Below are 23,464 nucleotides of genomic sequence, written 5' to 3' on the forward strand. Positions count from 1 at the left end.
CACCTGTAGAGGAGGGCGACATGCACGCGATAGTGGTCGGCGGTGGCATCGGCGGCCTGGCGGCAGCCGCGGGGCTGCACCGGGTCGGCTGGACGGTCACCGTCCTGGAGAAAGCGCCCGAGTTCGGCGACGTCGGCGCCGGCATCTCGCTCTGGCCGAACGCCCTGCGCTCGCTCGACGAACTCGGTGTCGACCTCGGGGATCGCCTGGCCACCCAGACCGACGGCGGCTTCCGCGACCGGCGCGGCCGCCGGATCACCCGCTTCGACGGCGCCGAGTTCGCCCGCCGGCACGGGCGGCCACTGGGCGCGATCCACCGGCGGGACCTCATCGCCGCCCTTCGCGACGCCGTCCCGGCCGGAAGCCTGAAGACCGGCGCCGAAGTCACCGAAGTCCGCGAAGACGGCCTGGTCCGCGTAGGCAGCGAAGAACTCCACGCCGACCTCGTCGTCGCGGCCGACGGCATCCACAGCCGGGTCCGCCACACGCTCTTCCCGGACCACCCGGAGCCCGTCTACGCGGGCAGCACGGCGTTCCGCGGCGTCGCGCACCTTCCCGGCACCGGGCTGAGCACGAGCTTCGACCGCGGCACCGAGGTCGGCGTCCTCCCGCTGACCGGCGGCGACGTCTACTGGTGGATCTCCGCCGTCGCCGAGCCGGGCGCCCGCGAAGCCGACCTCGAACCGGCCTTCGAGAACTGGCACGATCCGATCCCGGCGCTCCTCGCCGCCACGCCGCCGGAGGCCGTGCTGCACCACGACCTCTACTACCTGGACAGCCCGCTGCCGGCCTACACCCGCGGCCGGATCGCGCTGCTCGGCGACGCCGCCCACGCCATGCCGCCGTTCCTCGGCCAGGGCGGCTGCCAGGCCATCGAGGACGCCGTCGTGCTCGCCCACGCGGTGTCCACACAGGACACCGTCGGCGCCGCGCTGGAGAGCTACGACCGAACCCGGCGGCCCCGCAGCCAGCGGGTCGTCCGGGAGTCCGTCCGGATGGGCCGGCTCGGCCCGCAGCTGCGCAACCCGGTCGCGACCGCCCTGCGCACAGCCGTGCTGAAAGGCCTGCCGGCCAGGGCGACCGCCCGGGTCGGCGCCGGGATCACGGGGTGGGCGCCGCCGCGTCTCCCCCGACCAGTCCCGCCTCGTACGCAGTGATCGCCGCCTGCACCCGGTTCTTCGCGCCGAGCCGGGTCAGGATGGTGCTCACGTGCGCCTTCACCGTGCCCTCGACGACGAACATCTTCGCCGCGATGTCCGCATTGGACAGTCCGGAACCCAGCAGCGTCAGCACTTCGCGCTCGCGCGGGGTCAGCGCGGCGATCCGCTCGCGGGCCGCGGCGGCGCGCGCCAGCTGCCCGCCGGACAGCCGGGCGATCACCCGCTGCGCGACCTTCGGCGAGAGGAAGGCGGCTCCGCCGGCGACGGCGTGGATGCCGGCGAGGAGCTCGCGCGGGTCGCCCGACTTCAGCAGGAACCCGCCCGCGCCGAGGCTCAGCGCGCGCTCGATGTAGTCGTCCTCGCCGAACGTGGTCAGCATGATCACGCCGGTGGCGGGCAGCAGCCGCCGGATCTCGGCGGCCGCGCCCAAGCCGTCCAGCCCGGGCATCCGGATGTCCAGCAGCACGACGTCGGGGCGGGTGGCGAGGACCTGCGAGACGGCCGAACGGCCGTCGGCGGCTTCGGCGACGACCTCGATCCCGGCATCCGCGGCGAGGATCGCCGCCACCCCCGCCCGCATCATCGCTTCGTCGTCGGCCAGCACGACCCTGATCACGGCGCCCCCTCGGTGAACCAGTCCTTGGCCACCAGCTTCCCATCGGCGAAACACAGCCGGTAGGCGGCGTAGTCGTTGTCGAGCCACGACCGCCCGGTGCCGTAGTACTCGCACCCGGCGCCGGGCACGGCCGGGAGCGGCGGTTCGCTCCGCAGCGGCCGGGCGGCGCGCTGGTTCTCCGGCAGCTGCGGCGCCACCTCGGCGCGCGGCTGCCCGATCCGCAGCCGCTCGTAGACCGGCGTGGGCAGCTCCGAGGAGTTCCACTGGTAGAGGAACGCGATCCCGGCGACCGCGAGCAGCATCGCGAACAGGGCCAGCGGGACGGCGACCGCCTGGAACAGGCTGCGCCGCACGTCCCGCCGGGCCAGTTCGAGGGCCCTGGCCGACGTCGACGGTTCGGCATCGGCATCGGGATCGGCAGAGGTGTCGGCCTCGACCGGCGCGGCGCCGTGCGGCAGCGTCGCGGTGACGGCGAACCCGCCCGCGTCGGGGCCGGCCCGCAGCGTCCCGCCGACGAGCCGCACGCGCTCGCGCAGGCCGATCAGCCCGACGTGCCCGGACGCGGCCCCGGGCAACGGCCCGGCGGGCGGCGGCGCGTTGACCACGCTGACGTCGGTCCGCGCGCCGGTGGCCGTCACCCGGACCGTGACGGCGGCGCCGGGCGCGTGCTTCGCCACGTTCGTCAGGGCTTCCTGCACCACGCGGTAGGCGGCGCGGGCCACCATCGGCGGTGCCCCGTCCACGTCCACTGTGGACTCGATGAGCAGGCCCGACGCCCGCGCCCGGGTGATCAGCTCGCCGAGGTCGCCCTGCACCGGTTCCACCGGCGCGGCGTCCTCGCGCAGCACGCCGATGATCTCGCGCAGCCGCTCGGTCGCCGTCGCGGCACTGGTCCGCAGCTGCGTGGCGGCATCGCGCTGGGCGTCGTCGAGCCCGCCCGCGAGCTCAAGCGCGGCGGCGCGGACGGCGATCAGGCTCAGTTCGTGCCCCAAGGAGTCGTGCATGTCGCTGGCGATCCGCGCGCGCTCGCGCAGCCGGGCCTGCTCGGCGACCAGCCGCTGCCTGCTCTCCATCTCCTCGGCCCGGCGCCAGCCGGTGCGGGCGAGCTCGCCGCGGACCCGGACGTACCGGCCGAGCAGCCACGGCGACAGCCCGGCGAAGACGAGGATGGCGACCATCGCCGCCCAGTCCCCCAGGCCGTCCTGGCCGAAGAGGAGCGCGATCGGGAGCCCCAGTACCGCGCAGGCCGTCCCGGTCAGGATTCCGGGGCGGGCACGCGGCATCCGCAGCCCGGCCTGGTAGCTCATCGCGACCAGCACGAAGATCACCCACACGGGCAGGCGGTCGCCGTAGGGGAATGGCACGGCCAGCGCCCCGGCCAGCGCGATCCCGAGCGAGACGGCCGGGTACCGCCGGGCCGTCGCGACCGAGCCGAGCACGACCGCGAGACCGCCGGCCAGCTCCCAGTACGACCGGGTCTCCAGCGTGCCCACGACGACGGTGAACGCGAGGAACAGCCCGACGGCGACGTCGAGCGCCGCCCGCCACCTGCGCTTCGTCACCGTCCGCACGGGTCCGAAGCTACAAGGCGGGCCGGCGGGCAGGCCACTGCCGAAAGTCAACCTTTCAAGGTGTCCACGAACGCCAGGGTCTGCGGCCAGGACCGGGCGAACGCCTCGGCGTTGACCTCGGTGCCGTGCCGCGCGGAGTCGCTGAAGCCGTGTTCGGCGCCCGGGAAGTGCTGGGTGAACGTCGCGCCGCGCGGCCGGGACTGCAGCGCCGTCTGCAGCCGGGCGAACGTCTCGTGCGAAACGACGGCGTCCGCCTCGGGGTAGGCGACGAGCACCGGCGCGGTGATCGATGTCGACAAAGCGACCGCGTCGAGGTCGTGGTTCGGCGGCGCCGGGTCCCGGACCGTCGGGTGGTAGGCGACGACGCCGGAAAGCCGCTGGTCACGAGCGGCGAGCAGGAGTGCGAAGCGGCCGCCGAGACACCAGCCCATGACGCCCGCCGACGGGCAGCCGAGGTCGCCGAGGAGGTGGTCGAGCAACGCCGTCTGCTCGGTGAGCGCGGGTTCGTCACGCAGCTCGCCGAGCTTCGCGCCGAGGTCTTCGCGGGAGGTGTTGTCGGTGCTGGCGCCGTGGAAGACATCCCAGGCCAGCGCCGTGATCCCGCGGCCGGCGAGCTCCTCGGCCCAGGCCCGGACCTGGACCCCGATCCCGGTGATCATCGGCAGCAGCAGCATCCCGGACGCCGACCCGCCGGCCGGCCGGGCCAGGTAAGCGGAGAGGTCGCCGACACGGACGGTGGACGTCTCGATGCGCATATCCGCACGGTAGCGCCCGCGGTGTTGCATGATGATCCACCATGGCCGAGCGCACACTCGCCGACCAGTTGGGCGGCTACCTCCCCGAAGGCATCGAGGCCCTCGAAGAGCACGAGCGGCAGGACCTCGCCGACGCGCTGCGCGATGCGCGCAGACGCCAGGCGAAAGCGCTCGCCGAAGCGGGCGAAGAAGGCCTCCGGTACGTTCCCGCGCTGCTGCGCGGCGCGGTCCGGAAGGTCGTCGGCCTGTGACATCGGAAAAACCGACCGAGGACTACGCGGCGCGCGCGGAGATCCTGAAGCTGGCCCGCGTCCTCGACGTCGAGCCCGCGCGGCTCGAGTACCTCGCGCGCGTCGACGCCGACGACCTGCAGGCCTTCCGCGAGCAGGTCACCGACACGCTGTTCGACGCCAATGCCGCCGCGCTGCAGCGGATGGCGCTGGCCGCGCGGGTCGTGCCCGTCGGGGTGCTCGCCAAGATCGCCGAGACGGTGTTCGGCCCGCTGCTGTGCGCCCGGATCGCCGGGCTGGTCGACGTCGCGCGCGGCGTCGACGTCGCCAAGCGCCTGAGCCCGCAGTTCCTCGCCGAGGTGGCCGCGGAACTCGACCCGCGGCGCGCGAGCGCGATCATCACCCGGATCCCGCTGGACACCGTTCTCGCCGTGGCCGCCGAACTGGCGCGCAAGGAGGACTGGATCACCCTCGGCCGGTTCGTCGGGCACCTGCCCGACCTCACCGTGCGGCGGGCCCTGGAGCAGATCGACGACCCGGCGCTGCTGCGGATCGCCTTCGTGCTCGACGACAAGCGCCGCATCGACCACGTCGTCGGCCTGCTCCCGGCCCACCGGCTCGGCCGGCTGGTCACCGCGGCGAGCGCCGACGAAGACCTCTGGCCGCCGGCGCTCGACCTGCTGAGCCACGTGGGCGAGGCGCGGCGTGCCACGCTGAAACCGATGCTCGGCGGCCTGCCCGAGGCGTTCCGGGACCGCGTTCAGGCGACGATCAAGTAGATCCCGTAGCCCACGATCGCCGCGCAGGCGGCGAAGCAGAGGACGGCACCGGCGAGCGGCCCGGTGCCCGAAGCGCCCGCCTCGCGGGCCGAGTCGCGCTGGGACAGCCCCACCACCCCGAAGGAGAAGAGGCTGGTCAGCACCACGACCGACGCGAGGGCGACGACGAGGACGAGTCCGAGGGAACCGCAATCGATGTGCACGGTGTGCTCCTCAGACGTTGGCCGGCTGCGGCACGGCGGGCTCGGACTCGGTGATGGAGTGGGCGTTGATCGGGTTCCGCTTCGACGCGAGGTAGATGCCCAGCGCGACGACCACGCCGGCCAGGCCCACCAGCACGGTGCCCCAGGTCCCGAGGGTCGAGACCTCGGCGGCGAGCGCGCCGACGATCGCGGCGGCGGGCAGCGTCAATGCCCAGGCGAGGATCATCTTGCCCGCGACGCCCCAGCGGACTTCGGCGAGCTTGCGGCCGAGCCCGGAGCCGATGATGCCGCCCGAGCAGACGTGCGTGGTGGACAGCGCGAACCCGAGGTGCGCCGAGGTGAGGATGACCGCCGCGGCGCTGGTCTCCGCCGCGAAGCCCTGCGGCGTCTGGATCTCCGTGAGCTTCTTGCCCATCGTCTGGATGATCCGCCAGCCGCCGAGGTAGGTGCCGAGCGCGATCGCGGTGCCGGCGGTCAGGATCACCCACAGCGGCGGGCCCGAGTTCGGCGCGAGCGAGCCGGACGCGATCAGCGTCAGCGTGATGACGCCCATGGTCTTCTGCGCGTCGTTCGTGCCGTGCGCGAGCGACACCAGCGACGCGGAGGCGATCTGGCCGGCCTTGAAGGTCCGGCCCACCGTGTCCTGCTTCGCCCGGGCGGTGATCCGGTAGAAGAGGAAGGTGCCCAGCGTCGCGACGACCCCGGCGACGACCGGCGAGGCGAGCGCCGGGATCAGCACCTTCTCGACGACCTTCCCGAAGTGCACGGCGTCGGAGCCGGAGGCGATCCAGGTGGCGCCGATCAGCCCGCCGAACAGCGCGTGCGACGAGCTCGACGGCAGCCCGATCAGCCAGGTCACCAGGTTCCACACGATGGCGCCGACGAGCCCGGCGAAGATGATCACCGGCGTCACTTTCGTGTCGTCGACGATCCCGCCGGAGATCGTCTTCGCGACCTCGACCGAGAGGAACGCGCCGACGAGGTTCAGCACGGCCGAAACGGCGACCGCGACTCTCGGCTTGAGCGCGCCGGTGGCGATGGAGGTGGCCATCGCGTTGGCGGTGTCGTGGAAGCCGTTGGTGAAGTCGAAGGCCAGCGCGGCGACGATCACCACCAGCACGATCAGCGAGAAGTCCATGGGCGGCCCACTTTCGTTGCTGTCATTGACAACGCTACTGATCGACAGCGGCCGCTCCGATCCCTGTCGCGTGACGGCTTACTGAACTCTGCATGAACCGGGGTGGGGTTAACCCCACCAAAACACTGCGGTTCAGCCCAATGCGCCACGCCCGCACCACCTGGAATGCTCGAAACCGGGCGAAAGGGGCCATGATGAGCAAGCTGGGGTGGGCGGTCGTCGCGACGATCGCGTCGGCGGCGTTGTTCTTCTTCGGTACCGGGCTGGATCCGGTGCCCGAACTGGCGTGGCTGGCGCCACTGCCGATCTTCCTGCTCGCGCCACGCGTCCCCGGCGCGGCCGCGGTGGCGGCCGCGTTCGTCGCCTACCTCGCGGGCAGCGCCGGCAGCTGGAGCTACTTCTGGCACTCCCTGGCGATCCCGCGCCCCGCGGCGATCGCGATCCTCGGTGGCAGCGCGCTGCTGTTCGCCCTGTCGACGGGCCTGTTCCGGCTGCTCGTCCGCCGCGGGCACGGCCTGCCGGCGGCGCTCGCCGCACCCGCGTTGTGGACCGTGGTGCTCTACGTCATTTCGCTGCTCAACCCGACCGGCGTGATGGACACCCTGATGACGACCCAGGCGGACCGGCCGTCCGTGCTGCGGCTCGCCGCGGTGACCGGCGGCTGGGGCGTGGAGTTCCTGGTGCTGTTCGTCCCGGCCGCGGTGGCCGCCGCGCTGGCCCCGGGCGTCCGCGGCCGGACCCGGCTCGCCGGCCTGGTCGCCACCGCCGCGATGCCGGCCGCGCTCGTCTTCTGGACCACGCCGCCGCTCGCCGGGCCGTCGACGCGGGTCGCCCTGGTCGTCATGGACAAGGCGCCCTGGGCGGCCGACGTCGCCACCTTCGAGGGCCGGACCCTCGTCCAGTCCTATGTGGACGAAATCGGCCGACTGCCGGACGGCGTCCGGGCGGTCGTGCTCCCCGAAGCCGCCTTCGCGGTCGACCAGGCCAGCCGCTCGCGGCTCGTCCAGCCCTTCACGGAAGTGGCCCGGTCGCGGAACCTCGATGTCGTCACCGGCGTCATCGACACGACTCCGGAGGGCCGCTTCAACGCCGCGCTCGCGATTCCCCCGTCCGGCCCGCCGGTGGAATACCGCAAGTGGCACAACGGGGATTCGCCGAACATGGCGTCCGGCACCCAGCTCGCGCACCTCGCCGGGATCGGGCTGATGGTCTGCATGGACGTCAACTTCGCCGACCCCGCCGGCGAGTACGGCAAGGCCGGCACGGGCCTGGTCCTCATCCCGGCGTCCGACGAAGACGTCGACGGCTGGGCGCACAGCCGCACGGCGCTGATCCGCGGCGTCGAGAACGGCTTCTCGGTCGCGTGGAGCGCGGCCCGCGGGACGCCGATGCTGGCGGACGCCCAGGGACACGTGCCGGCCGAGGCCCACACCGGCGGCAGCCCGTTCACGGTGGTCGTCGGCGACGTCCCGATCGGGCCGGGGAAGACGCCGTACGCCCGCTTCGGCGACTGGTTCGCGTGGCTCTGCGGCCTGGTCGCGCTGGCCGGCCTGGTGGTCGGGGCCCGTCGGCAGTCGTTGTCACCTGTCACAACGAACGCCGGGCAACTCTGAGCGTTTTCCCAGGTCGCCTCCAGCGGTATGTGACCGATCATGAACTGCGTCACGTACTGATAAGTAACCGGAGGCAACGGAATGCGGGTCACCAACGGCGGTGTCAAGCGAACCCTGGCCGTGCTCGCCGCGGCGCTCACCCTCGGTGCGGTCGCGCCCTCGGTCGCGGAAGCGGCACCGGGCGGCGGCTGGAACGACCGGGGCTGCCGTCCGTCGGCCGCGCACCCGGAGCCCGTCGTGCTCGTGCACGGCCTCGGCGCGAACGACACCGTCAACTGGTTCTTCCACGCGCCGAAGATCGCCGCCCAGGGCTACTGCGTCTTCTCGCTGACGTACGGCACGGGCATCCTGGGGCCTGGTGTCGGCGGGCTCGCCTCGATGCGCGACAGCGCGGCGCAGCTCGGCCGGTTCGTCGACCGGGTCCGGTCCACGACGGGAGCGGCGAAGGTCGACATCGTCGGCCACTCCGAGGGCAGCACGATGCCCGCGTACTACCTGAAGTACGGCGGCGGCGCGGCGAAGGTCGCCCACTTCGCCGGCTTCGGCGCGAACTACCGCGGCACGACGCTCGGCGGCCTCGACGCGCTCGCCAAGGCCCTGCTGACGACGGTGCCCGGCCTCGGCGTGGCCCTGCGCACAGCGTGCGGGGCGTGCACGGAATACCTGGCCCCGTCGGCGTTCCTGGACGACCTCGCCCGCGGCGGCGTGCACGTCGCCGGCCCCACCTACACGAGCATCGTGAGCAGGTACGACGAGGTCGTGACGCCGTACACCAGCGGAATCCTCGGCGAGCCGGGCACGACGGACATCGTGCTGCAGGACTTCTGCCCGTCCGACACGTCGGGCCACCTGAGCCAGGCGATCGACCCGAACGTCACCGGTTTGATCCTGCACGCCTTGGACCCGTCTTACGCACCGGCGTGCACGCCGTTCACCCTGCCGTTGTGAGCGGGTTCTGCCCGAGGTACCGGCGCCCGTTTTCGGCGGACTCCCGCACCACGGCGAACCCGTAGTCCACCATCGCGGCTTCGTAGGCCGCCACGGCCTCGAGCAGCGGAGCCCCGGCCAGCGCGGACGCCAGCGCCGCACCGTCGCGCAACGCGGTGTTGGCGCCCGCGCCGGCCGCGGGACTCATCGCGTGAATGGCGTCGCCGAGAAGCGTCACCCGCGACGGTGGCCACGGCTCGACCGGGATGCTCGTCCGGATGGGCTGCGGGAACGTCGCTTCGGCGTCCCAGTGCTCCACCAGCACGCGGGCCCTCGGGTGCCAGCCGTCGATCAGACCGAACGCCAGTTTCTTCAGGTCGGCCGGCGCCGTCGCAGCGAGTTCGACGTCGGACCGGCCGAGCGTCTCCCGCCGCGCGCCGACCGCGCAGGTCATGTACGGCTCGTGGTCGCGCAGCCGCAGGTCCGGCACCAGCCGCGCGGAAGCGTCGGCGACCGGCTCGGGATAGTCGACCGGCGCGAACCCGACCATCGTCCGGTCCGGCGCGATGATCATCGAAAACACCGCGAACATCTCCGGGTCGAACAGCTTCCGCGTGGCGGGAGTCAGCGGAAGCCGGCCGTACAGCTGGACGAGCCCGCTGTCGACGACCTGGGCGTGTGGCAGGTACTGCTGCCGCACCGGCGAATTGACCCCGTCGGCGCCCACCAGCAGGCTGCCGCGCACGGAAGTCCCGTCGGCGAAATGCGCGGTCACGCCGCCATCGTCGGCTTCGTAGTGCGTGAATCGCTTGCCGTAGCGCACTTCCTGATCGCGCAGCAGGATCTGCCGCACGGTGAAGCGATTGATGTTGAGCTGGACGCCGTCGGCCTCCAAGGCCGTGACCAGCCGCATCCGCTCGTCGTAGATGTTCGTGCGCGGCAAGGCCCGGCCCGCGGTCGCCCGGAAGAGTTCGTGCGAGTTCGGCGGCAGCACTTCGCGCAGCGCCGTGTCACCGACGTCGTCGATGTGCAGCCGGTAGCCCTGCTTGCGCATCTCGGCCGACTCGTCGCGTTCGTAGACCTGGCAGGGAATTCCGGCTCGCCGCAGCCCCTGCGCGAGGCTCAAGCCACCCAGGCCGGCGCCGATGATGATCACAGACACAGCTGTCCCTTCGTCACGGATGAGGAAGGGACGCACAGGTAAGCCTGCCTGAACTGCCCGGACTAACCCATACCGGACTGTGTCTTCGCGCGTCCTCGCTTCCGACGTTAGCGCACACGCTCCCCGGCGCGCCACACCCTGTTCGTCAGCGGCACGCCGGGCCGGTAAGCCAGGTGCGTCACCGAAGGAGCGTCGAGGACGTGGACGTCCGCCCGCGCGCCCGGGCGCAGGACGCCCACGTCTTCACGCCGCAGCGCCTTCGCCCCGCCCGCTGTCGCGGCCCAGACGGCTTCCTCGATCGTCATGCGCATCTGCAGCACCGCCGTCGCGACGCAGAACGCCATCGACGTCGTGTACGAGCTGCCCGGGTTGGCGTTGCTGGCCAGCGCCACCGTCGCGCCCGCGTCGAGCAACCGGCGGGCCGGGGCCAGGGGCTGCCGCGTCGACAGGTCGCACGCGGGCAGCAAGGTCGCCACCGTCTCGGACGCCGCCAGCGCTTCGACATCGGCGTCGGAAAGGTACGTGCAGTGGTCGACGCTCGCCGCGCCGAGCTCCACCGCCAGCCGGACGCCGGGGCCTTCGCCGAGCTGGTTGCCGTGCACCCGCAGGCCCAGCCCGCGCTCGGCCGCCGCCTTCAGCACCCGTGCCGACTGGGCCTCGTCGAACGCCCCTGTCTCGCAGAACACGTCCGCCCAGCGCACGCTTTCCACCACCGCGTCGAGCATCTCGCCGCAGACGAGGTCCACATAGGACTCGGCGTCGGCACCGGGCGGCACGAGGTGGGCGCCGAGGAACGTGACCTCGTCGGCCACCTCGCCGGCGATGCGGGCGCTCCGGGCCTCGTCCGCGACGGTCAGCCCGTAGCCCGTCTTGGTCTCCAGGCAGGTCGTCCCCTGCCGGGCCGCCTCGTCGACGTGGCGGCGCAGGTTCGCCGCCAGCTGCTCGTCGGACGCCTCCCGCGTGGCACCCACCGTGGTCGCGATTCCGCCTGCGCTGTACGGCTTTCCGGCCATCCGCGCCTCGAACTCGGCGGTGCGGTCGCCGGCGAAGACGAGGTGCGTGTGGCTGTCGACCCAGCCGGGCAGCACCGCGCGGCCTTCGACGTCGACGCGTTCGTCGGCGTCCGGGGCCCGGCTCGCGGACCCCACCCAGGCGACTTCGGAGCCCTCGACGACCAGGGCGGCATCGCTGAGCCGCCCCAGCACGGGGTCGTTCGTGGTGAGCTCGCCGATGCCCGTGATCAGGATTGCCACAGTGCCTCGATCTCCTTCGCCAGAACGGTTTCCGGTCGGTCGACGAGCAGGTGCGCGCCGTCCCGCACGACCTCGCGGCCGGCGACGACGACGTGCCGGACATCCGCGCCGGACGCCGCGAACACGACCCCCGACGGCTCGATCCCGGCCGTCCGCACCGAATCCAGGGCGACCGTGACGAAGTCCGCGCCCGCTCCCTCGGCGAGCCTGCCGACCTCGTTCCACCCGATCGCCGCGTGGTCGGTGCCCGCTTCGAGGAGTTCCGCGGCGCTGAACCGGCCGCGTTCTTCGCTGGCCAGCCGGTCGTCCAGCTCCAGCGCCCGGGTCTCTTCGAACGCGTCGACGACGGCGTTGCTGTCACTGCCGATGCTCAGCCGCACCCCGGCGTCCCGCAGGGCGCGGGCCGGGCCGATGCCGTCGCCGAGGTCGCGTTCGGTGGTCGGGCAGAAGCACGCTCCGACCCGGAACTCGCCGAGCAGGAGCACGTCCCGGTCGGTGAGGTGGGTCGCGTGGACCACGGTGAGCCGCTCGTCGAGCACGCCGTGGTCCCGCAGCAGCCCGGTCGGGGTGAACCCGGTGGCCGCCTCGCACTGCTCGTTCTCCGCCCGCTGCTCGGACAGGTGGATGTGCAGCGGCCGGTACCTGGGCACCGCACTGTCCACTTCGGACAGCTGGTCCTCGGGCACCGCGCGCACCGAATGGATCGCCCCACCGACCCGGAACAGCTCGCCTTCCTTCAGCGACCCCACCCGGTCCGCCCAGGAAGCGGCCGAGCCGTCCGAGAACCGCCGCTGGACCTCGTCGGGCTCGACGCCGATGCCGCCGGCGAGGTAGCACGTGTCGAGCAGCGTCAGCCGGATCCCGGCGTCGGCCGCGGCCTGCCGCAGTGCCGCGCCCATCGCGTTGGGGTCGGCGTACGGCTTTCCGCCGGGCGCGTGATGCAGGTAGTGGAACTCCCCGACGCTCGTGTACCCGCCGAGCACCATCTCCGCGTAGACCCCGCGGGCCAGCCGGTAGTACGTGTCGGGGTCGAGCCGCGCGGCCAGGGTGTACATCCGCTCGCGCCAGGTCCAGAACGTGCCGCGCGCGTGGTGCGTCCGGCCCCGCAACGCCCGGTGGAAAGCGTGCGAGTGCCCGTTCGCGAAGCCCGGCAGAGTCAGGCCGCCGAGGATCGTGCCGGCGCGCGGCGAATCCGGCGTCACCGCGGCGATCCGGCCGTCGGCGACGTCGATCCGCACCCGGGCCGCGATCCCGTCCGGCAGCCAGGCCTGTTCGCACCAGAAAACTGTCGGTGCCGAGCGATAGGCTGGAGACGGGGGGCGCCCCCGCGGGCCGAAGGTCGGGTTGGGGGTCGGGTTGGGGGTCGGGTTGGGGGTCACTGCGCCAGCCGCTCCAGCGCCGTGGCCAGCGCCGTGGCGCCGGCTTCGACGTCGCCGGCCTCGGCGAACTCCTCCGGCGAGTGACTGATGCCGGTCGGGTTGCGCACGTAGAGCATCCCGGCCGGGACGAACCCGGCGAGGATGGCCGCGTCGTGCCCGGCACCGGTCGGCAGCTCCGGCGGGCCGCCGAGCCAGCCGCCGAGGTCGCGCCGGAGGGCGTCGTCGAACACGACGTCGCCGGAATAGGACTCGCGCGTCACCTCGACCCGGCAGCCCTCCTCCTTCGCCGCCGCCGAGGCCGCCCGGCTGATCTCGGCGACCAGCCCCGGCGTGCCTTCGCCCGGCACCCGCGCGTCCAGCCACAGGTCCACTGTGGACGCGATGACGTTGGTCCCGCCGGGGGTCGGCACGAGCCGGCCGACGGTCGCCCGCGCGTCCGGCACCTGCGCGGCCAGCCGCCGGACGGCCGTGACCGTCGCCGCGGCGGGCAGCATCGGGTCCGCGCGGTCGGCGAGCAGCGTCGCCCCGGCGTGGTTCCCCTGTCCGGTGAAGGAGAACCGCCACCGCCCGTGCGCGATCACCGTGTTGCCGACCGCCACCGGCGAGCCGAGGTCGATCAGCCCGCGGCCCTGCTCGACGTGCAGTTCGAGGAAGTGCCCGATCCGGTCGAGCCGCTCGGCGTCCGGCCCGATCCGCGCCGGGTCGATGCCCGCTTTCGCCGCGGCCTCGGCGAACGTGACGCCGTCGGCGTCCCGCAGGCTGCGGGCTTTGCCGGCGTCGATCGTGCCGGTGAGCAGCCGCGAACCCAGGCAGGGAACGCCGAAGCGGCCACCTTCCTCCTCGGTGAACACCACGACGGCGAGCGGCCTGCGCGGCCGGAACCCCTTGGCTTGCAAGGCCTCGACGGCGGCCAGCCCGCTCACGACCCCGAGCGGGCCGTCGAACGCGCCCCCACCCGGCACCGAGTCGAGGTGGCTGCCGGTGACGACGGCATTGCGCCCCGGCGGCCCCCACCACGCCCAGATGTTGCCGTTGCGGTCGGTCTCGACGTCCAGCCCGAGCCCCAGCGCGCGCTCGACGAACCACTCGCGCAGGTCGTGCTCGGGCCGGTCGAACGCGTGCCGCGAGTAGCCGCCGCGCTTCGGGTCGCGCCCGACGCCGTCGATCTCGCCGAGGAGCCCCGAGGCGGTCACTCGCCCGCCATCGGCACGCGGACGCCACGCTCGTCGGCGACGTCGGCCGCGCGGTCGTACCCGGCGTCGACGTGCCGGATGACGCCCATGCCCGGGTCGTTGGTGAGCACGCGCTCCAGCTTCTGCGCGGCCAGCGGCGTCCCGTCGGCGACGCTGACCTGGCCCGCGTGGATGGACCGGCCCATGCCGACGCCGCCGCCGTGGTGGATGGACACCCAGCTGGCGCCCGACGACGTGTTGACCAGGGCGTTCAGCAGCGGCCAGTCGGCGATCGCGTCGGAGCCGTCGGCCATGCCTTCGGTCTCCCGGTACGGCGAGGCCACGCTGCCGGAGTCGAGGTGGTCGCGGCCGATGACGACCGGCGCCTTCAGTTCGCCGCTGGCCACCATCTCGTTGAACCGCAGACCGGCCAGGTGGCGCTCGCCGTAGCCGAGCCAGCAGATCCGGGCGGGCAGCCCCTGGAAGGCCACCCGCTCGCCGGCCAGCTTGATCCAGCGGGCGAGGGATTCGTTCTCCGGGAACAGTTCCAGCATCGCGCGGTCGGTGGCCGCGATGTCCTCGGGGTCACCCGAGAGCGCCGCCCAGCGGAACGGGCCGTTGCCCTCGCAGAACAGCGGGCGGATGTAGGCGGGCACGAAACCGGGGAAGTCGAACGCGCGCTCGCAGCCGCCGAGCTTGGCCTCGCCGCGCAGGGAGTTGCCGTAGTCGAAGACCTCGGCACCCTGGTCGAGGAAGCCGAGCATGGCCTCGACGTGGTCGGCCATCGACTCGCGCGAGCGATCGGTGAACTCGTCGGGCTTCTTGGCCGCGTAGTCGTGCCAGTCCTCGACGCTGATGCCCTTGGGCAGGTACGAGAGCGGGTCGTGCGCGGACGTCTGGTCGGTGACGATGTCGACCTCGACGCCCCGCCGCAGCAGCTCCGGCAGCACCTCGGCGGCGTTGCCGACGACACCGACCGACAGCGCTTTGCCTTCCTTCTTCGCCTTGGTGACGCGGGCGATGGCGTCGTCGAGGTCGTCGGCCACCTCGTCGAGGTAGCGCGTCTCGACACGGCGGTGCGCGCGCTGCGGATCGCACTCGATGACCAGCGCGACACCGTCGTTCATGGTCACGGCGAGGGGCTGCGCGCCGCCCATGCCGCCGAGACCGGCGGTCACGGTGAGGGTGCCCTTCAGGCTTCCGCCGAACTTCTTCTTCGCCACGGCAGCGAAAGTCTCGTAGGTGCCCTGCAGGATGCCCTGGGTGCCGATGTAGATCCACGAGCCCGCGGTCATCTGCCCGTACATGGTCAGGCCCTGCTGCTCGAGACGGCGGAACTCCGGCCAGGTCGCCCAGTCGCCGACCAGGTTCGAGTTCGCGATGAGCACGCGCGGCGCCCACTCGTGCGTCCGGAACACGCCGACCGGCTTGCCCGACTGCACGAGCAGCGTCTCGTCGACGTCCAGAGTGGTCAGTTCGCGGGTGATCGCGTCGAAGCTGGCCCAGTTGCGGGCGGCCTTGCCGGTGCCGCCGTAGACGACCAGGTCCTCGGGCCGCTCGGCGACGTCGGGGTCGAGGTTGTTGTGGAACATCCGCAGCGCGGCTTCGGTCTGCCACGACTTGGCGGTGAGCTGGGTGCCACGAGCGGCACGGACGACGCGGGACATTCTCAGACCTCCAGGTAAGCGGTCGTGAGTGGTAATTCGGGTTCTAACCCGAATTACCACTCACGACAGGTGGGCGGCGTCGAGGACGGCGCCGGAGCGGACGAGTTCTTCGGCGGCCGCGATCTCGGGCGCCAGGTGCCGGTCGGGGCCGGGGCCCGCGACCTTCGTGCGGAGCAGGTCGCGCACCGCGCCGGTGACCGGCGACGGTTCCAGCGGCGCGCGGAAGTCCAGCGCCCGGGCCGCCGTCAGCAGCTCGATCGCGAGGACGGTGGTCAGGCCGTCGACGGCCTTGCGCAGCTTCCGCGCGGCCGACCAGCCCATGGAGACGTGGTCCTCCTGCATGGCGCTGCTCGGGATCGAGTCGACGGACGCCGGCACCGCGAGCCGCTTGAGCTCGCTGACCACGGCGGCCTGCGTGTACTGCGCGATCATGTGGCCGGAGTCGACGCCGGGGTCGTCGGCGAGGAACGGCGGCAGGCCGTGCGAACGCGCCTTGTCGAGCATCCGGTCGGTACGGCGCTCGGCGATGCTGGCGACGTCGGCGATCGGGATGGCCAGGAAGTCCAGCACGTACGCGACGGGCGCGCCGTGGAAGTTGCCGTTGGACTCGACGCGGCCGTCGGCGAGGACGACGGGGTTGTCCACAGCGGACATCAGCTCGCGCTCGCCGACGAGTTCGGCGTGCGCCAGGCTGTCCCGCGCGGCGCCGTGGACCTGCGGGGCGCAGCGCAGCGAGTAGGCGTCCTGGACGCGGTTGCAGTCCGGGCCGCGGTGGCTCTCGACGATCTTCGAGCCCTGCAGCGCCTGCCACATCCGGGCCGCGGACTTCGCCTGCCCGGGGTGTGGGCGCAGCGCCTGGAGGTCGGCGGCGAAGGCGCGGTCGGTGCCGAGCAGCGCCTCGACGCTCATCGCGGCGGTGAGGTCCGCGATGTCGAAGAGCCGGTGCAGGTCGGCGGCGGCGAGCACGAGCATGCCGAGCATGCCGTCGGTGCCGTTGGTGAGCGCGAGGCCTTCCTTCTCGGCGAGGACGACCGGCTCGATCCCGGCGTGCTTCAGCGCTTCGCCTGCTGCGACGATCTCGCCGCGGTACGTCACTTCGCCTTCGCCCATGAGCGCCAGCGCGACGGCGGCCAGCGGAGCCAGGTCGCCGGAGCAGCCGAGCGAGCCGTACTCGTGGACGACCGGGGTGATATCGGCGTTGAGCAGGGCCGCAAGCGTTTGCGCGGTGCCCGGCCGGACACCGGTGTAGCCGCTGGCGAGGGTTCGCAGCCGCAGCAGCATCAGCGCGCGGACGACCTCGGTCTCGACGGCGGGCCCGGCGCCGGCGGCGTGCGAGCGGATCAGGCTGCGCTGCAGCGCGGTCCGGCTCTCGACGGGGATGTGACGGGTGGCGAGGGCGCCGAAGCCGGTCGAGACGCCGTAGGTGGGCGTGACGGCGTGGGCGAGGTCCTCGATGTGCTGCCGCGTCGCGGCGAGGTTCTTCTCGGCGGCGTCCGTCAGCCCGACCGGCGCGTGGCCGCGGGCGACGTCGACGACCTGGGCGGCGGTCAGGGGCTCCGGGCCCAGGAGCACTTTTTCCGGCATGGGCCCATTGGACAACGTCCTTCTGGCTGGTGGGATGCTTCAACGGGTGGTTCTGTCTGGGATCCCAGACATCCGAGTTACCCTGCCCTCAAGCGCCCCAATGTGGCCTTCGGTGCGTCTGACGCACCGAAGGCCGCCTTGGGTGCGTCAGACGCAACCAAGGCCGCCTTGGGGCGCTTGAGCCGGGAGTGAGCGTGGGCGACAGCAGCGAGGTCCCGGCGCTGCGCCGCGGGCTGGCGGTGCTGAGCCTCCTCGCCACGCGGCCCGGCCCGGTCACCGCGGCGGCGATCGCGCGGGAGGCGGGACTCCCCCGCTCGACCACGTACCACCTGCTCAGCGAGCTCGAAGCGGCCGGTTTCGTCGTGCACCTGCCCGCGGAACGCCGCTACGGCCTGGGTATCGCCGCCTTCGAACTGGGCTCGGCCTACCTGCGCCACGACCCCCTGGAGCGCCTGGCCGGACCGTTGCTCCGCAAGCTCGTCGACCGCGTCGGGCACACGGCCCACCTCGGCGTCCTGCACGGCAACGAGTCCCTGTACCTGATCAAGGAACGCCCGGCCAGGCCGGAGACGCTGGTGACGGAGGTCGGCGTCCGGCTACCCGCGCAGCTGACGGCGTCCGGCCGGGCGATCCTGCGGCACCTGCCGGCCCCGCACGTCCGGGCCCTGTTCCCCGCGGCATCGGCGTTCGTGCTCCGCACCGGCCGCGGCCCGAGCACGCTGGCCGAGCTTCGCCGCACCCTCACCGTGGAGCGCCGGCTCGGCTGGTCGGTCGAGGACGGCCACGTCACCGCCGGCTTCGCATCGGTGGCCTGCCCGGTCTTCGACCACGGCGCCCGCCCGCTGGCCGCGATCAGCGTCACGCTTCGCCACCACTGCGCGGCGGAGCCGTGCCCGCAGACGTGGCCGGACCTCGCCGGCGAGGTGGCCACGACGGCGGCCGAGCTGACCACCCGGATCGGCGGCCACCCGGCCTGACGCTCACCTGCCGGCCGCCTCCCGGATACCCGCGCCCAGCACGAGCATCGGTTGCGGCGCCCGGACCGCCTGCGCGTCGGCCGCCAGCCGTCCCAACGCGTCCCGGTCCTCGGCGATCCGGAGCAGCACCCCTCGTCCGTCTCCGTCGAGCAGCGCAGGCATCTGCGACCCCAGCAGCCAGGCCCCGGCAAGGGCCGGGTCGTATTCGTTCGCTTCCAGCGCTTCCAGCTCGTCGTAGAGGCGGTCCAAGGAGGTGACCGACGAGTACCAGGAGATCATTTCGGCGAGGTCGACCGCGTCACGGGTGGTCGTACCGCGACGGTCCCACCAGGTCAGCAGCTTGAGCAGGGCCAACGCCGGCACCGCGGGGACGTGGATCGCCGTCCGCCCGGCAGCAGAACGGTCTCGGCTGTTCGCACCGCTTCGCTCAGCCCGCGGACGTTCATCCGGAAGTCATCCGGCCAGAGAATGGTGCGATCTTCAGGATCGTCCGCGCCGTCGCGCCGACTACGAGGTAGTCCAGATCCGCCGCGTCGACGCCCACCAGCACCCGGGCAGTGAGGGCGATCTCAGGATCGGCCGAGGCTGACAAGTCGATCATCACTGCTCCGAATCCGGTCTCCGTGTTCACGCTGACGAGGGTCTCCGGAAGCCAGCAGATCGGCATAGATCAGCGGGGAAGGAACGATCCAGGAGTCACGATCCGGCATATGCCAGAACCGTTCCCGGATGTGGACGTTTCCACTGCCCTCGGCTCGGGCCATGCGGTGCCGGCCGACGAACCGCGCCGGGAAGGTTTCCACGTAGAGGGTGAGCGACGCGGGTCGCAAGTGGGGATCCAGGAGACTGGCGCCGGCCTCTCCACCCACCTGAATCCCCATCGAACGCATCTCGGTTTCCGAATTCCGCCACCACGAGAGGTCGTCCACCGAGAATTCGCCGAGCGCGAGCGAGGCCTGCAGGGTGATCGAGTACGCCTCCGACCAGCGATCGAGCAGTTCGCCACCGCGGGCCAACCGGCGACCCTCCGCCCCGGCGTACAGGTAACCCGCCCCGGCGAGCTCGTCGATGACCGCCTTCACGGTCCCCAGCGAGGCTCCGCTCGCCTCGGCCAGGACTCGGTATGGGCGGGTAACCAGGTCCGGCCGGCTGAGGAGGACGAACACCACGCGAAGACCCGACCGGCCGAAGGCCCCGGCTGCCCGAGGGGAAGTCCTCGGACGCTGAACGACCGGATTGCGCCGCCCGCGGACGTCGACCAGGACATCGCCCCAGGCCAGATGCGCATTGCCCGCGGTGTCCAGGTAATCGATCTCCCGGGCGCGCAGCCGCTCGGCGACCGCCTCGCTGACATAGGTCGTGACCAGCAACTCCGGGAGCTGCGTAGGCAGGGTGATGCTGGTAGCCAGTTCAGGCGTCAATCGATGCTTGACCTCGGTGCCGTAGGTCCGGGTGGCCCCTGATCGCGTCGTGAGGCGCAGCACTGCGTCGAGCCGGCGCGTGTCGCCGGGCTGGGCGTACGCCACCGCGAGCACCTCACCGCGGAGGCCATACTCGCTCGCTTGGTCGAGCGCCACCTGGATGAGGTTCTTCTCGTTCAACGAGCGAGCATGTTCATTTTGATTGAACGTGCTCTCATATTTAACGCCTTGTCCCCTCTGCGCAACCGGAATCGGCGGCCACCCGGCCTGACCGCCGTCGCGGGCCGTCCGGGTGCCGGGGCTGCTGCGATCGGGGCAACTGTCACCGAACGGCTCGATTCCACTCCGCTGGGTGATTACCGTGATGGGGCTGCGGTTTCGAGGGGCACCGATGGATGACGCACGCGTGACGAGGGTCGGTTTCGGTGCGGTGCTCGCCGTCGCCGAATTCCGGGCGATGTGGACGGCCGAGCTGCTGTCCGTCTGCGGTGACCAGCTCGCCAGGGTCGCGCTCGCCGTGCTCGTCTTCCAGCGCACGTCCTCGGCCACGCTGACCGGCCTCACCTACGCGCTGACGTACGTGCCTTCCCTGCTCGGCGGCGTCCTGCTGGCCGGAGCGGGCGACAGGTGGCCGCGGCGGGACGTGATGGTCGCGGCCGATCTGGCGCGGGCCGCGCTGGTCGCGGTCGTCGCCATTCCCGGCGTCCCGCTGTGGGTGCTGTGCGTGCTGGTCGCGGTGATGACGGCGCTCGGCGGGCCGTTCAAGGCCGCGCAGCAGGCGCTGCTGCCGTCGGTGCTCGAAGGCGAGCGGTACCTCGTCGGGATGGCCCTGCGGAACGTGACGATGCAGGGCGCGCAGCTCGCCGGGTTCGCCGGGGGCGGTGCGCTGATCGCCGCGCTCACCCCGGCCGCGGCGCTGGCGTTGGACGCGGTGACGTTCCTGCTTTCGGCGTTGTTCCTGGTCACCGGCGTCCGGCGGCGGGCGGCGATCACCCAGGCGGTCCGGGCGGCCTGGCTGGCCACGACCGGCGCGGGTGTCCGGCTGATCTGGCGCGACCCGGCGTTGCGGACGCTGGTGGCGCTCAACTGGCTGGCCGGGTTCTACGTGGTGCCGGAGGCGCTGGCCGCGCCGTACGCGGCCGGGATCGGCGTGGGCGCGACGCTGGTGGGGCTGCTGATGGCCGCGGACCCGGCGGGCAGCGTGCTCGGCGGCGTCGTGTTCGGCAAGTGGATCTCCGAGCACGTCCAGCTGCGCGTCCTGGGCTGGCTGGGGATCGCGGCGGGGCTGCCGCTGGTGGCGTTCGCCTGCCGGCCGGGCCTGGTGACGTCGGTCGTGCTGCTGGCGGCGTCCGGGCTGCTGGCGACGGGCTACAACATCACCGGCACGGTCTCGTTCATGCGGCGGGTGCCGGACGAGCACCGCGCGCGGTGTGCCGGGGTGAACTCGGCGGGCCTGATCACGGTGCAGGGGGTCGGCGCGGCCGCGGCGGGCGCACTGGCCGACGTGCTGGGCCCGGCGCACACCATCGCCGCGGCCGGGGCGGCGGGTGCCGCGGTGGCCGTGCCGATCGCGAGGGCATGGCGCCGGGTCGGGGTGGAGGGTCGATGACCTCAGTTGTCGCGTCCGCACATGGTGCGCCTCCCTTCACCACCTCGGGCCGAGCCGCCTCCGTCACCGGCCGGACACCATGAGTATGCGGACCGGGGGCGGGATTCCGCGCTCCGGGCCGCGTTTTCGTGACGTCCTCGTGGCACCACGGCGCTGGGTGCTGTGGCGCCAGGGTCCGCGGGTGATCGTCTACTGCCTGGCCAGCGAGGTGGGGGCGGTGGTGCTGACGCTGCGCCCGTCGCCGATCGCGGTGGACCGCCGGACGCTGTCGATCCTGGTGGTGCTGCTGGTCCTCGGGGTGGCGCAGTCGGAGACGGGCCGGCGCGTGGAGCGGATCCGCCGTCGCGTGTCGGGGACGCCGCACATCAACATGACGTCGGTCTGGACGTTCGCCGGCGTGCTGTTGCTGCCCCCGCTCCTGCTCGCGGTCCTGGTCGGCGGCCTGTACGCACACCTGGCGATCCGCAGCTGGTACCGCCTGCAGCGGGTCCCGGCTTCCCGCACGGTCAGCAACGCGGCGATCATCGTGCTGTCGTGTTACGCGGCCCAGTCGGTCCTGCGGGTGTCGGGCTTCGCCGACGTCCGTGCGGCATTGACGCACGCCTGGCCCGGAACGCTGGCGATCGCGGCGGCGGGTGTGACGTTCTTCGCGGTGAACGCCCTCCTGGTCCTCCCAGCCCGCCGCGAAGTCGGCCGGACACCGGAGGCCCTGTTCGGCACGTGGTCGGACAACGGCCTCGAGGTGGCGACGCTCTGCCTGGGTGCGCTGAACGCCGTGGCGCTGGCGACGTTGCCGGGCCTGGTGGTGCTGGTGTTCCCGCCGTTGCTGTTGTTGCACCGCACCGTGCTGGTGAAGCAGCTGGAGGTGGCTGCCCACCGCGACGAGAAGACGGGCTTGTACAACACGAGCGGCTGGCACGCGCTGGCGGAGCGCACCTTGGCGGCGGCGGCGCGCCAGCACACGACGTTCGGTTTGCTGATGCTGGATCTGGACCACTTCAAGCAGGTGAACGACACGTACGGTCACCTGGCGGGCGACGCGGTCCTGAAGGCGGTGGCCCAGTCGATCATCTCAGCGGTCCGCGGCCGGGGGGACGCGGTGGGCCGGTTCGGGGGCGAGGAGTTCGTGGTCCTGCTGCCGGGGATCACCCAGCCGGACATCGGAGCGGTGGCGGAGCGCGTCCGCGGGGCGATCAGCGCGCTGAAGGTCCCGGCCGGCCAGTTGTCCATAACGGGCCTGACGGTCTCGATAGGCATCGCCGTGTACCCGACGGCGGGGACGTCACTACAACGCCTGCTGGACGCGGCGGACACGGCGCTGTATCACGCAAAGGCAACGGGCCGAAACAAGGTGGTCCACGTAGCAGACCTATCCTGACCAGCGCTTTCGCACCCAGCCGACCGTGCCGTCAGGCAGTCCGCTGCCGCCGCCGCCCGGCATCCAGCCCGAGCATCGCAAGCAGTTCGGCACATTCCTCCGAGTCGAGGGAGTGCCCGGCCACGGTGAGAACGGCCCGATCATTTTGTTCACCAAGCCGCACGGCCTCTTCAGCCCGGATAACACCCATCCGGCTGTCTTCATCGTTGGCAAGAGAGCTGCCACTGCGTCGGGCCCAGGTCATCTGGCCACCTACTTCCGGCTCCTACGGAGCCATGGTCGGACCCCCAGCATGACATTGACACAAATTTCACCCACAAGTGGCCCCCACCACAACCCTGTCTGGCTCCCCACCCAGCGCAACCACCGGGGGGTCCAGGGGGCGAAGCCCGCCTGGCGGGGGCTTGGGGGTTCGACCCCCAAACAAACACCCGAGAACGAGAGAAGGCCCAGCCCCGAAGGGGCGTGGGCCTTCTCGAAGTGGAGGTGCCGGGAATTGAACCCGGGTCCTCTGGCGTATCAACAGGACTTCTCCGTGCGCAGTCCGCTACGTCTCTGCTTGGCTCCCTCAATCACGCGAACAAGCTGAGGTGACGAGCCCAGCCACTGTTTGCTTCACGACTGTTCCCCGTGGCCGGGACAGTCGCTGAGCCTCCTAGCTGATGCCGGTACCCGGGCCGGAGGCGAACCCGGGCCGACAGAGTCGCACTCGCTCAGGCGGCGAGGGCGAACTCGCGCTGACTGGAGTCGGCGCTTATTTGGTTGCGATGACGCTTACGGTGGTCTCTCGCCTGCACCGGCACGCTTCTCCTGAATCAACGTCCAAAGTCGAAACCGTTCACCCCCTTGTTGGGTCGTACCCATCATAAC

The 23,464-nt window shown here is 72.2% G+C and carries 23 protein-coding genes and 1 other RNA gene; 8 read left to right on the top strand and 16 right to left on the bottom strand.

The annotated features are described in order from the left end of the window. The first annotated feature begins 20 nt into the window (after positions 1-20). Positions 21-1,157, top strand: coding sequence for an FAD-dependent monooxygenase (locus ACLJQF_RS40165; protein ID WP_410615535.1), 1,137 nt, complete (start codon positions 21-23; stop codon positions 1,155-1,157). Here the strand turns inward: ACLJQF_RS40165 and ACLJQF_RS40170 are convergent. The 3 genes from ACLJQF_RS40170 to ACLJQF_RS40180 are packed head-to-tail and all read right to left on the bottom strand — an operon-like array spanning position 1,102 to position 4,102. Continuing rightward, positions 1,102-1,776, bottom strand: coding sequence for a response regulator (locus ACLJQF_RS40170; RefSeq protein WP_410615536.1), 675 nt, complete (start codon positions 1,774-1,776; stop codon positions 1,102-1,104). The two genes, ACLJQF_RS40165 and ACLJQF_RS40170, sit on opposite strands and share 56 nt — an antisense overlap. Beyond that, positions 1,773-3,347: a sensor histidine kinase gene (locus ACLJQF_RS40175; protein WP_410615537.1), complete on the bottom strand. Its 1,575-nt coding sequence runs from the start codon at positions 3,345-3,347 to the stop codon at positions 1,773-1,775. Before ACLJQF_RS40175 ends, ACLJQF_RS40170 begins: the two co-directional genes overlap by 4 nt. Before the next feature lie 47 nt (positions 3,348-3,394). Beyond that, positions 3,395-4,102, bottom strand: a complete 708-nt coding sequence (locus ACLJQF_RS40180) for a dienelactone hydrolase family protein (protein ID WP_410615538.1) — start codon at positions 4,100-4,102, stop codon at positions 3,395-3,397. A 41-nt stretch (positions 4,103-4,143) separates the two neighbouring features. Here ACLJQF_RS40180 and ACLJQF_RS40185 point away from each other — a divergent pair, with 41 nt between their 5' ends. Both ACLJQF_RS40185 and ACLJQF_RS40190 read left to right on the top strand, forming a co-directional pair. Further along, positions 4,144-4,353, top strand: coding sequence for a hypothetical protein (locus ACLJQF_RS40185; RefSeq protein ID WP_086850211.1), 210 nt, complete (start codon positions 4,144-4,146; stop codon positions 4,351-4,353). Next, the gene (locus ACLJQF_RS40190) at positions 4,350-5,111 is read left to right on the top strand and encodes a hypothetical protein (protein WP_410615539.1); all 762 of its coding nucleotides are present in this window, start codon (positions 4,350-4,352) and stop codon (positions 5,109-5,111) included. Before ACLJQF_RS40185 ends, ACLJQF_RS40190 begins: the two co-directional genes overlap by 4 nt. Here ACLJQF_RS40190 and ACLJQF_RS40195 read toward each other — a convergent pair. Beyond that, positions 5,093-5,314: a hypothetical protein gene (locus ACLJQF_RS40195; RefSeq protein ID WP_410615540.1), complete on the bottom strand. Its 222-nt coding sequence runs from the start codon at positions 5,312-5,314 to the stop codon at positions 5,093-5,095. The two genes, ACLJQF_RS40190 and ACLJQF_RS40195, sit on opposite strands and share 19 nt — an antisense overlap. 10 nt (positions 5,315-5,324) lie before the next feature. After that, a complete protein-coding gene (locus ACLJQF_RS40200; RefSeq protein WP_410615541.1) occupies positions 5,325-6,452 on the bottom strand; it encodes an anion permease in 1,128 nt (375 codons plus the stop codon). 194 nt (positions 6,453-6,646) lie between these two features. Between ACLJQF_RS40200 and ACLJQF_RS40205 the strand changes: the two genes are divergently transcribed. Beyond that, on the top strand, positions 6,647-8,065 hold the full coding sequence (locus ACLJQF_RS40205; protein WP_410615542.1) for an acyltransferase: 1,419 nt from the start codon (positions 6,647-6,649) through the stop codon (positions 8,063-8,065). Positions 8,066-8,146: 81 nt separating this feature from the next. Then, positions 8,147-9,013: an esterase/lipase family protein gene (locus ACLJQF_RS40210; RefSeq protein WP_410615543.1), complete on the top strand. Its 867-nt coding sequence runs from the start codon at positions 8,147-8,149 to the stop codon at positions 9,011-9,013. On the opposite strand, the gene ACLJQF_RS40215 is transcribed toward ACLJQF_RS40210, so the two are convergent. The 6 genes from ACLJQF_RS40215 to hutH all read right to left on the bottom strand — a co-directional run bounded on the left by ACLJQF_RS40215 (position 8,997) and on the right by hutH (position 17,209). Continuing rightward, positions 8,997-10,154, bottom strand: coding sequence for an FAD-dependent oxidoreductase (locus tag ACLJQF_RS40215; RefSeq protein ID WP_410615544.1), 1,158 nt, complete (start codon positions 10,152-10,154; stop codon positions 8,997-8,999). The two genes, ACLJQF_RS40210 and ACLJQF_RS40215, sit on opposite strands and share 17 nt — an antisense overlap. Before the next feature lie 107 nt (positions 10,155-10,261). Beyond that, a complete protein-coding gene (hutI, locus tag ACLJQF_RS40220) occupies positions 10,262-11,407 on the bottom strand; it encodes an imidazolonepropionase (RefSeq protein WP_410615545.1) in 1,146 nt (381 codons plus the stop codon). Continuing rightward, the gene (locus ACLJQF_RS40225; RefSeq protein ID WP_410615546.1) at positions 11,395-12,645 is read right to left on the bottom strand and encodes a formimidoylglutamate deiminase; all 1,251 of its coding nucleotides are present in this window, start codon (positions 12,643-12,645) and stop codon (positions 11,395-11,397) included. Before ACLJQF_RS40225 ends, hutI begins: the two co-directional genes overlap by 13 nt. A 137-nt stretch (positions 12,646-12,782) precedes the next feature. Next, positions 12,783-13,979 carry an allantoate amidohydrolase gene (locus ACLJQF_RS40230; RefSeq protein WP_410615547.1) on the bottom strand — a complete coding sequence of 399 codons (1,197 nt, stop codon included), beginning with the start codon at positions 13,977-13,979 and terminating at the stop codon, positions 12,783-12,785. Next, on the bottom strand, positions 13,976-15,625 hold the full coding sequence (gene hutU, locus ACLJQF_RS40235) for a urocanate hydratase (RefSeq protein ID WP_410615548.1): 1,650 nt from the start codon (positions 15,623-15,625) through the stop codon (positions 13,976-13,978). Before hutU ends, ACLJQF_RS40230 begins: the two co-directional genes overlap by 4 nt. Positions 15,626-15,685: 60 nt before the next feature. Beyond that, the gene (gene hutH, locus ACLJQF_RS40240; protein WP_410615549.1) at positions 15,686-17,209 is read right to left on the bottom strand and encodes a histidine ammonia-lyase; all 1,524 of its coding nucleotides are present in this window, start codon (positions 17,207-17,209) and stop codon (positions 15,686-15,688) included. Positions 17,210-17,403: 194 nt separating this feature from the next. On the opposite strand from hutH, the gene ACLJQF_RS40245 reads away from it, so the two are divergent. Beyond that, positions 17,404-18,186, top strand: coding sequence for an IclR family transcriptional regulator (locus tag ACLJQF_RS40245; RefSeq protein WP_410615550.1), 783 nt, complete (start codon positions 17,404-17,406; stop codon positions 18,184-18,186). 3 nt (positions 18,187-18,189) lie between these two features. On the opposite strand, the gene ACLJQF_RS40250 is transcribed toward ACLJQF_RS40245, so the two are convergent. From ACLJQF_RS40250 to ACLJQF_RS40260, 3 genes are all read right to left on the bottom strand, one after another. Continuing rightward, on the bottom strand, positions 18,190-18,549 hold the full coding sequence (locus tag ACLJQF_RS40250; RefSeq protein ID WP_410615551.1) for a hypothetical protein: 360 nt from the start codon (positions 18,547-18,549) through the stop codon (positions 18,190-18,192). 79 nt (positions 18,550-18,628) lie between these two features. Further along, on the bottom strand, positions 18,629-18,787 hold the full coding sequence (locus ACLJQF_RS40255; protein ID WP_410615552.1) for a hypothetical protein: 159 nt from the start codon (positions 18,785-18,787) through the stop codon (positions 18,629-18,631). Further along, on the bottom strand, positions 18,756-19,787 hold the full coding sequence (locus tag ACLJQF_RS40260) for a type IV toxin-antitoxin system AbiEi family antitoxin (protein WP_410615553.1): 1,032 nt from the start codon (positions 19,785-19,787) through the stop codon (positions 18,756-18,758). Before ACLJQF_RS40260 ends, ACLJQF_RS40255 begins: the two co-directional genes overlap by 32 nt. A 211-nt stretch (positions 19,788-19,998) precedes the next feature. Here ACLJQF_RS40260 and ACLJQF_RS40265 point away from each other — a divergent pair, with 211 nt between their 5' ends. Then, positions 19,999-21,216, top strand: coding sequence for an MFS transporter (locus tag ACLJQF_RS40265; protein WP_410615554.1), 1,218 nt, complete (start codon positions 19,999-20,001; stop codon positions 21,214-21,216). 139 nt (positions 21,217-21,355) lie between these two features. Beyond that, positions 21,356-22,594: a diguanylate cyclase gene (locus tag ACLJQF_RS40270; RefSeq protein WP_410615555.1), complete on the top strand. Its 1,239-nt coding sequence runs from the start codon at positions 21,356-21,358 to the stop codon at positions 22,592-22,594. A 31-nt stretch (positions 22,595-22,625) separates the two neighbouring features. Here the strand turns inward: ACLJQF_RS40270 and ACLJQF_RS40275 are convergent, their stop codons facing one another. Together ACLJQF_RS40275 and ssrA are read right to left on the bottom strand one after the other, a co-directional pair. After that, complete coding sequence (locus tag ACLJQF_RS40275) at positions 22,626-22,838, bottom strand: hypothetical protein (RefSeq protein WP_410615556.1); 213 nt, start codon at positions 22,836-22,838, stop codon at positions 22,626-22,628. 234 nt (positions 22,839-23,072) lie between these two features. Continuing rightward, positions 23,073-23,440: a transfer-messenger RNA gene (gene ssrA / locus ACLJQF_RS40280) on the bottom strand. Positions 23,441-23,464 lie beyond the last annotated feature (24 nt).

The sequence above is a fragment of the Amycolatopsis sp. lyj-109 genome (assembly GCF_046548995.1).
In the GTDB taxonomy this organism is placed as follows: domain Bacteria; phylum Actinomycetota; class Actinomycetes; order Mycobacteriales; family Pseudonocardiaceae; genus Amycolatopsis.

Coding starts and splice junctions, on each gene's coding strand:
- ACLJQF_RS40165 (WP_410615535.1), top strand. CDS start 21: ATGCACGCGATAGTGGTCGGCGGTGGCATCGGCGGCCTGGCGGCAGCC.
- ACLJQF_RS40180 (WP_410615538.1), bottom strand. CDS start 4,102: ATGCGCATCGAGACGTCCACCGTCCGTGTCGGCGACCTCTCCGCTTAC.
- ACLJQF_RS40185 (WP_086850211.1), top strand. CDS start 4,144: ATGGCCGAGCGCACACTCGCCGACCAGTTGGGCGGCTACCTCCCCGAA.
- ACLJQF_RS40200 (WP_410615541.1), bottom strand. CDS start 6,452: ATGGACTTCTCGCTGATCGTGCTGGTGGTGATCGTCGCCGCGCTGGCC.
- ACLJQF_RS40205 (WP_410615542.1), top strand. CDS start 6,647: ATGAGCAAGCTGGGGTGGGCGGTCGTCGCGACGATCGCGTCGGCGGCG.
- ACLJQF_RS40210 (WP_410615543.1), top strand. CDS start 8,147: ATGCGGGTCACCAACGGCGGTGTCAAGCGAACCCTGGCCGTGCTCGCC.
- hutU (WP_410615548.1), bottom strand. CDS start 15,625: ATGTCCCGCGTCGTCCGTGCCGCTCGTGGCACCCAGCTCACCGCCAAG.
- hutH (WP_410615549.1), bottom strand. CDS start 17,209: ATGCCGGAAAAAGTGCTCCTGGGCCCGGAGCCCCTGACCGCCGCCCAG.
- ACLJQF_RS40255 (WP_410615552.1), bottom strand. CDS start 18,787: ATGATCGACTTGTCAGCCTCGGCCGATCCTGAGATCGCCCTCACTGCC.
- ACLJQF_RS40265 (WP_410615554.1), top strand. CDS start 19,999: ATGGATGACGCACGCGTGACGAGGGTCGGTTTCGGTGCGGTGCTCGCC.
- ACLJQF_RS40275 (WP_410615556.1), bottom strand. CDS start 22,838: ATGACCTGGGCCCGACGCAGTGGCAGCTCTCTTGCCAACGATGAAGAC.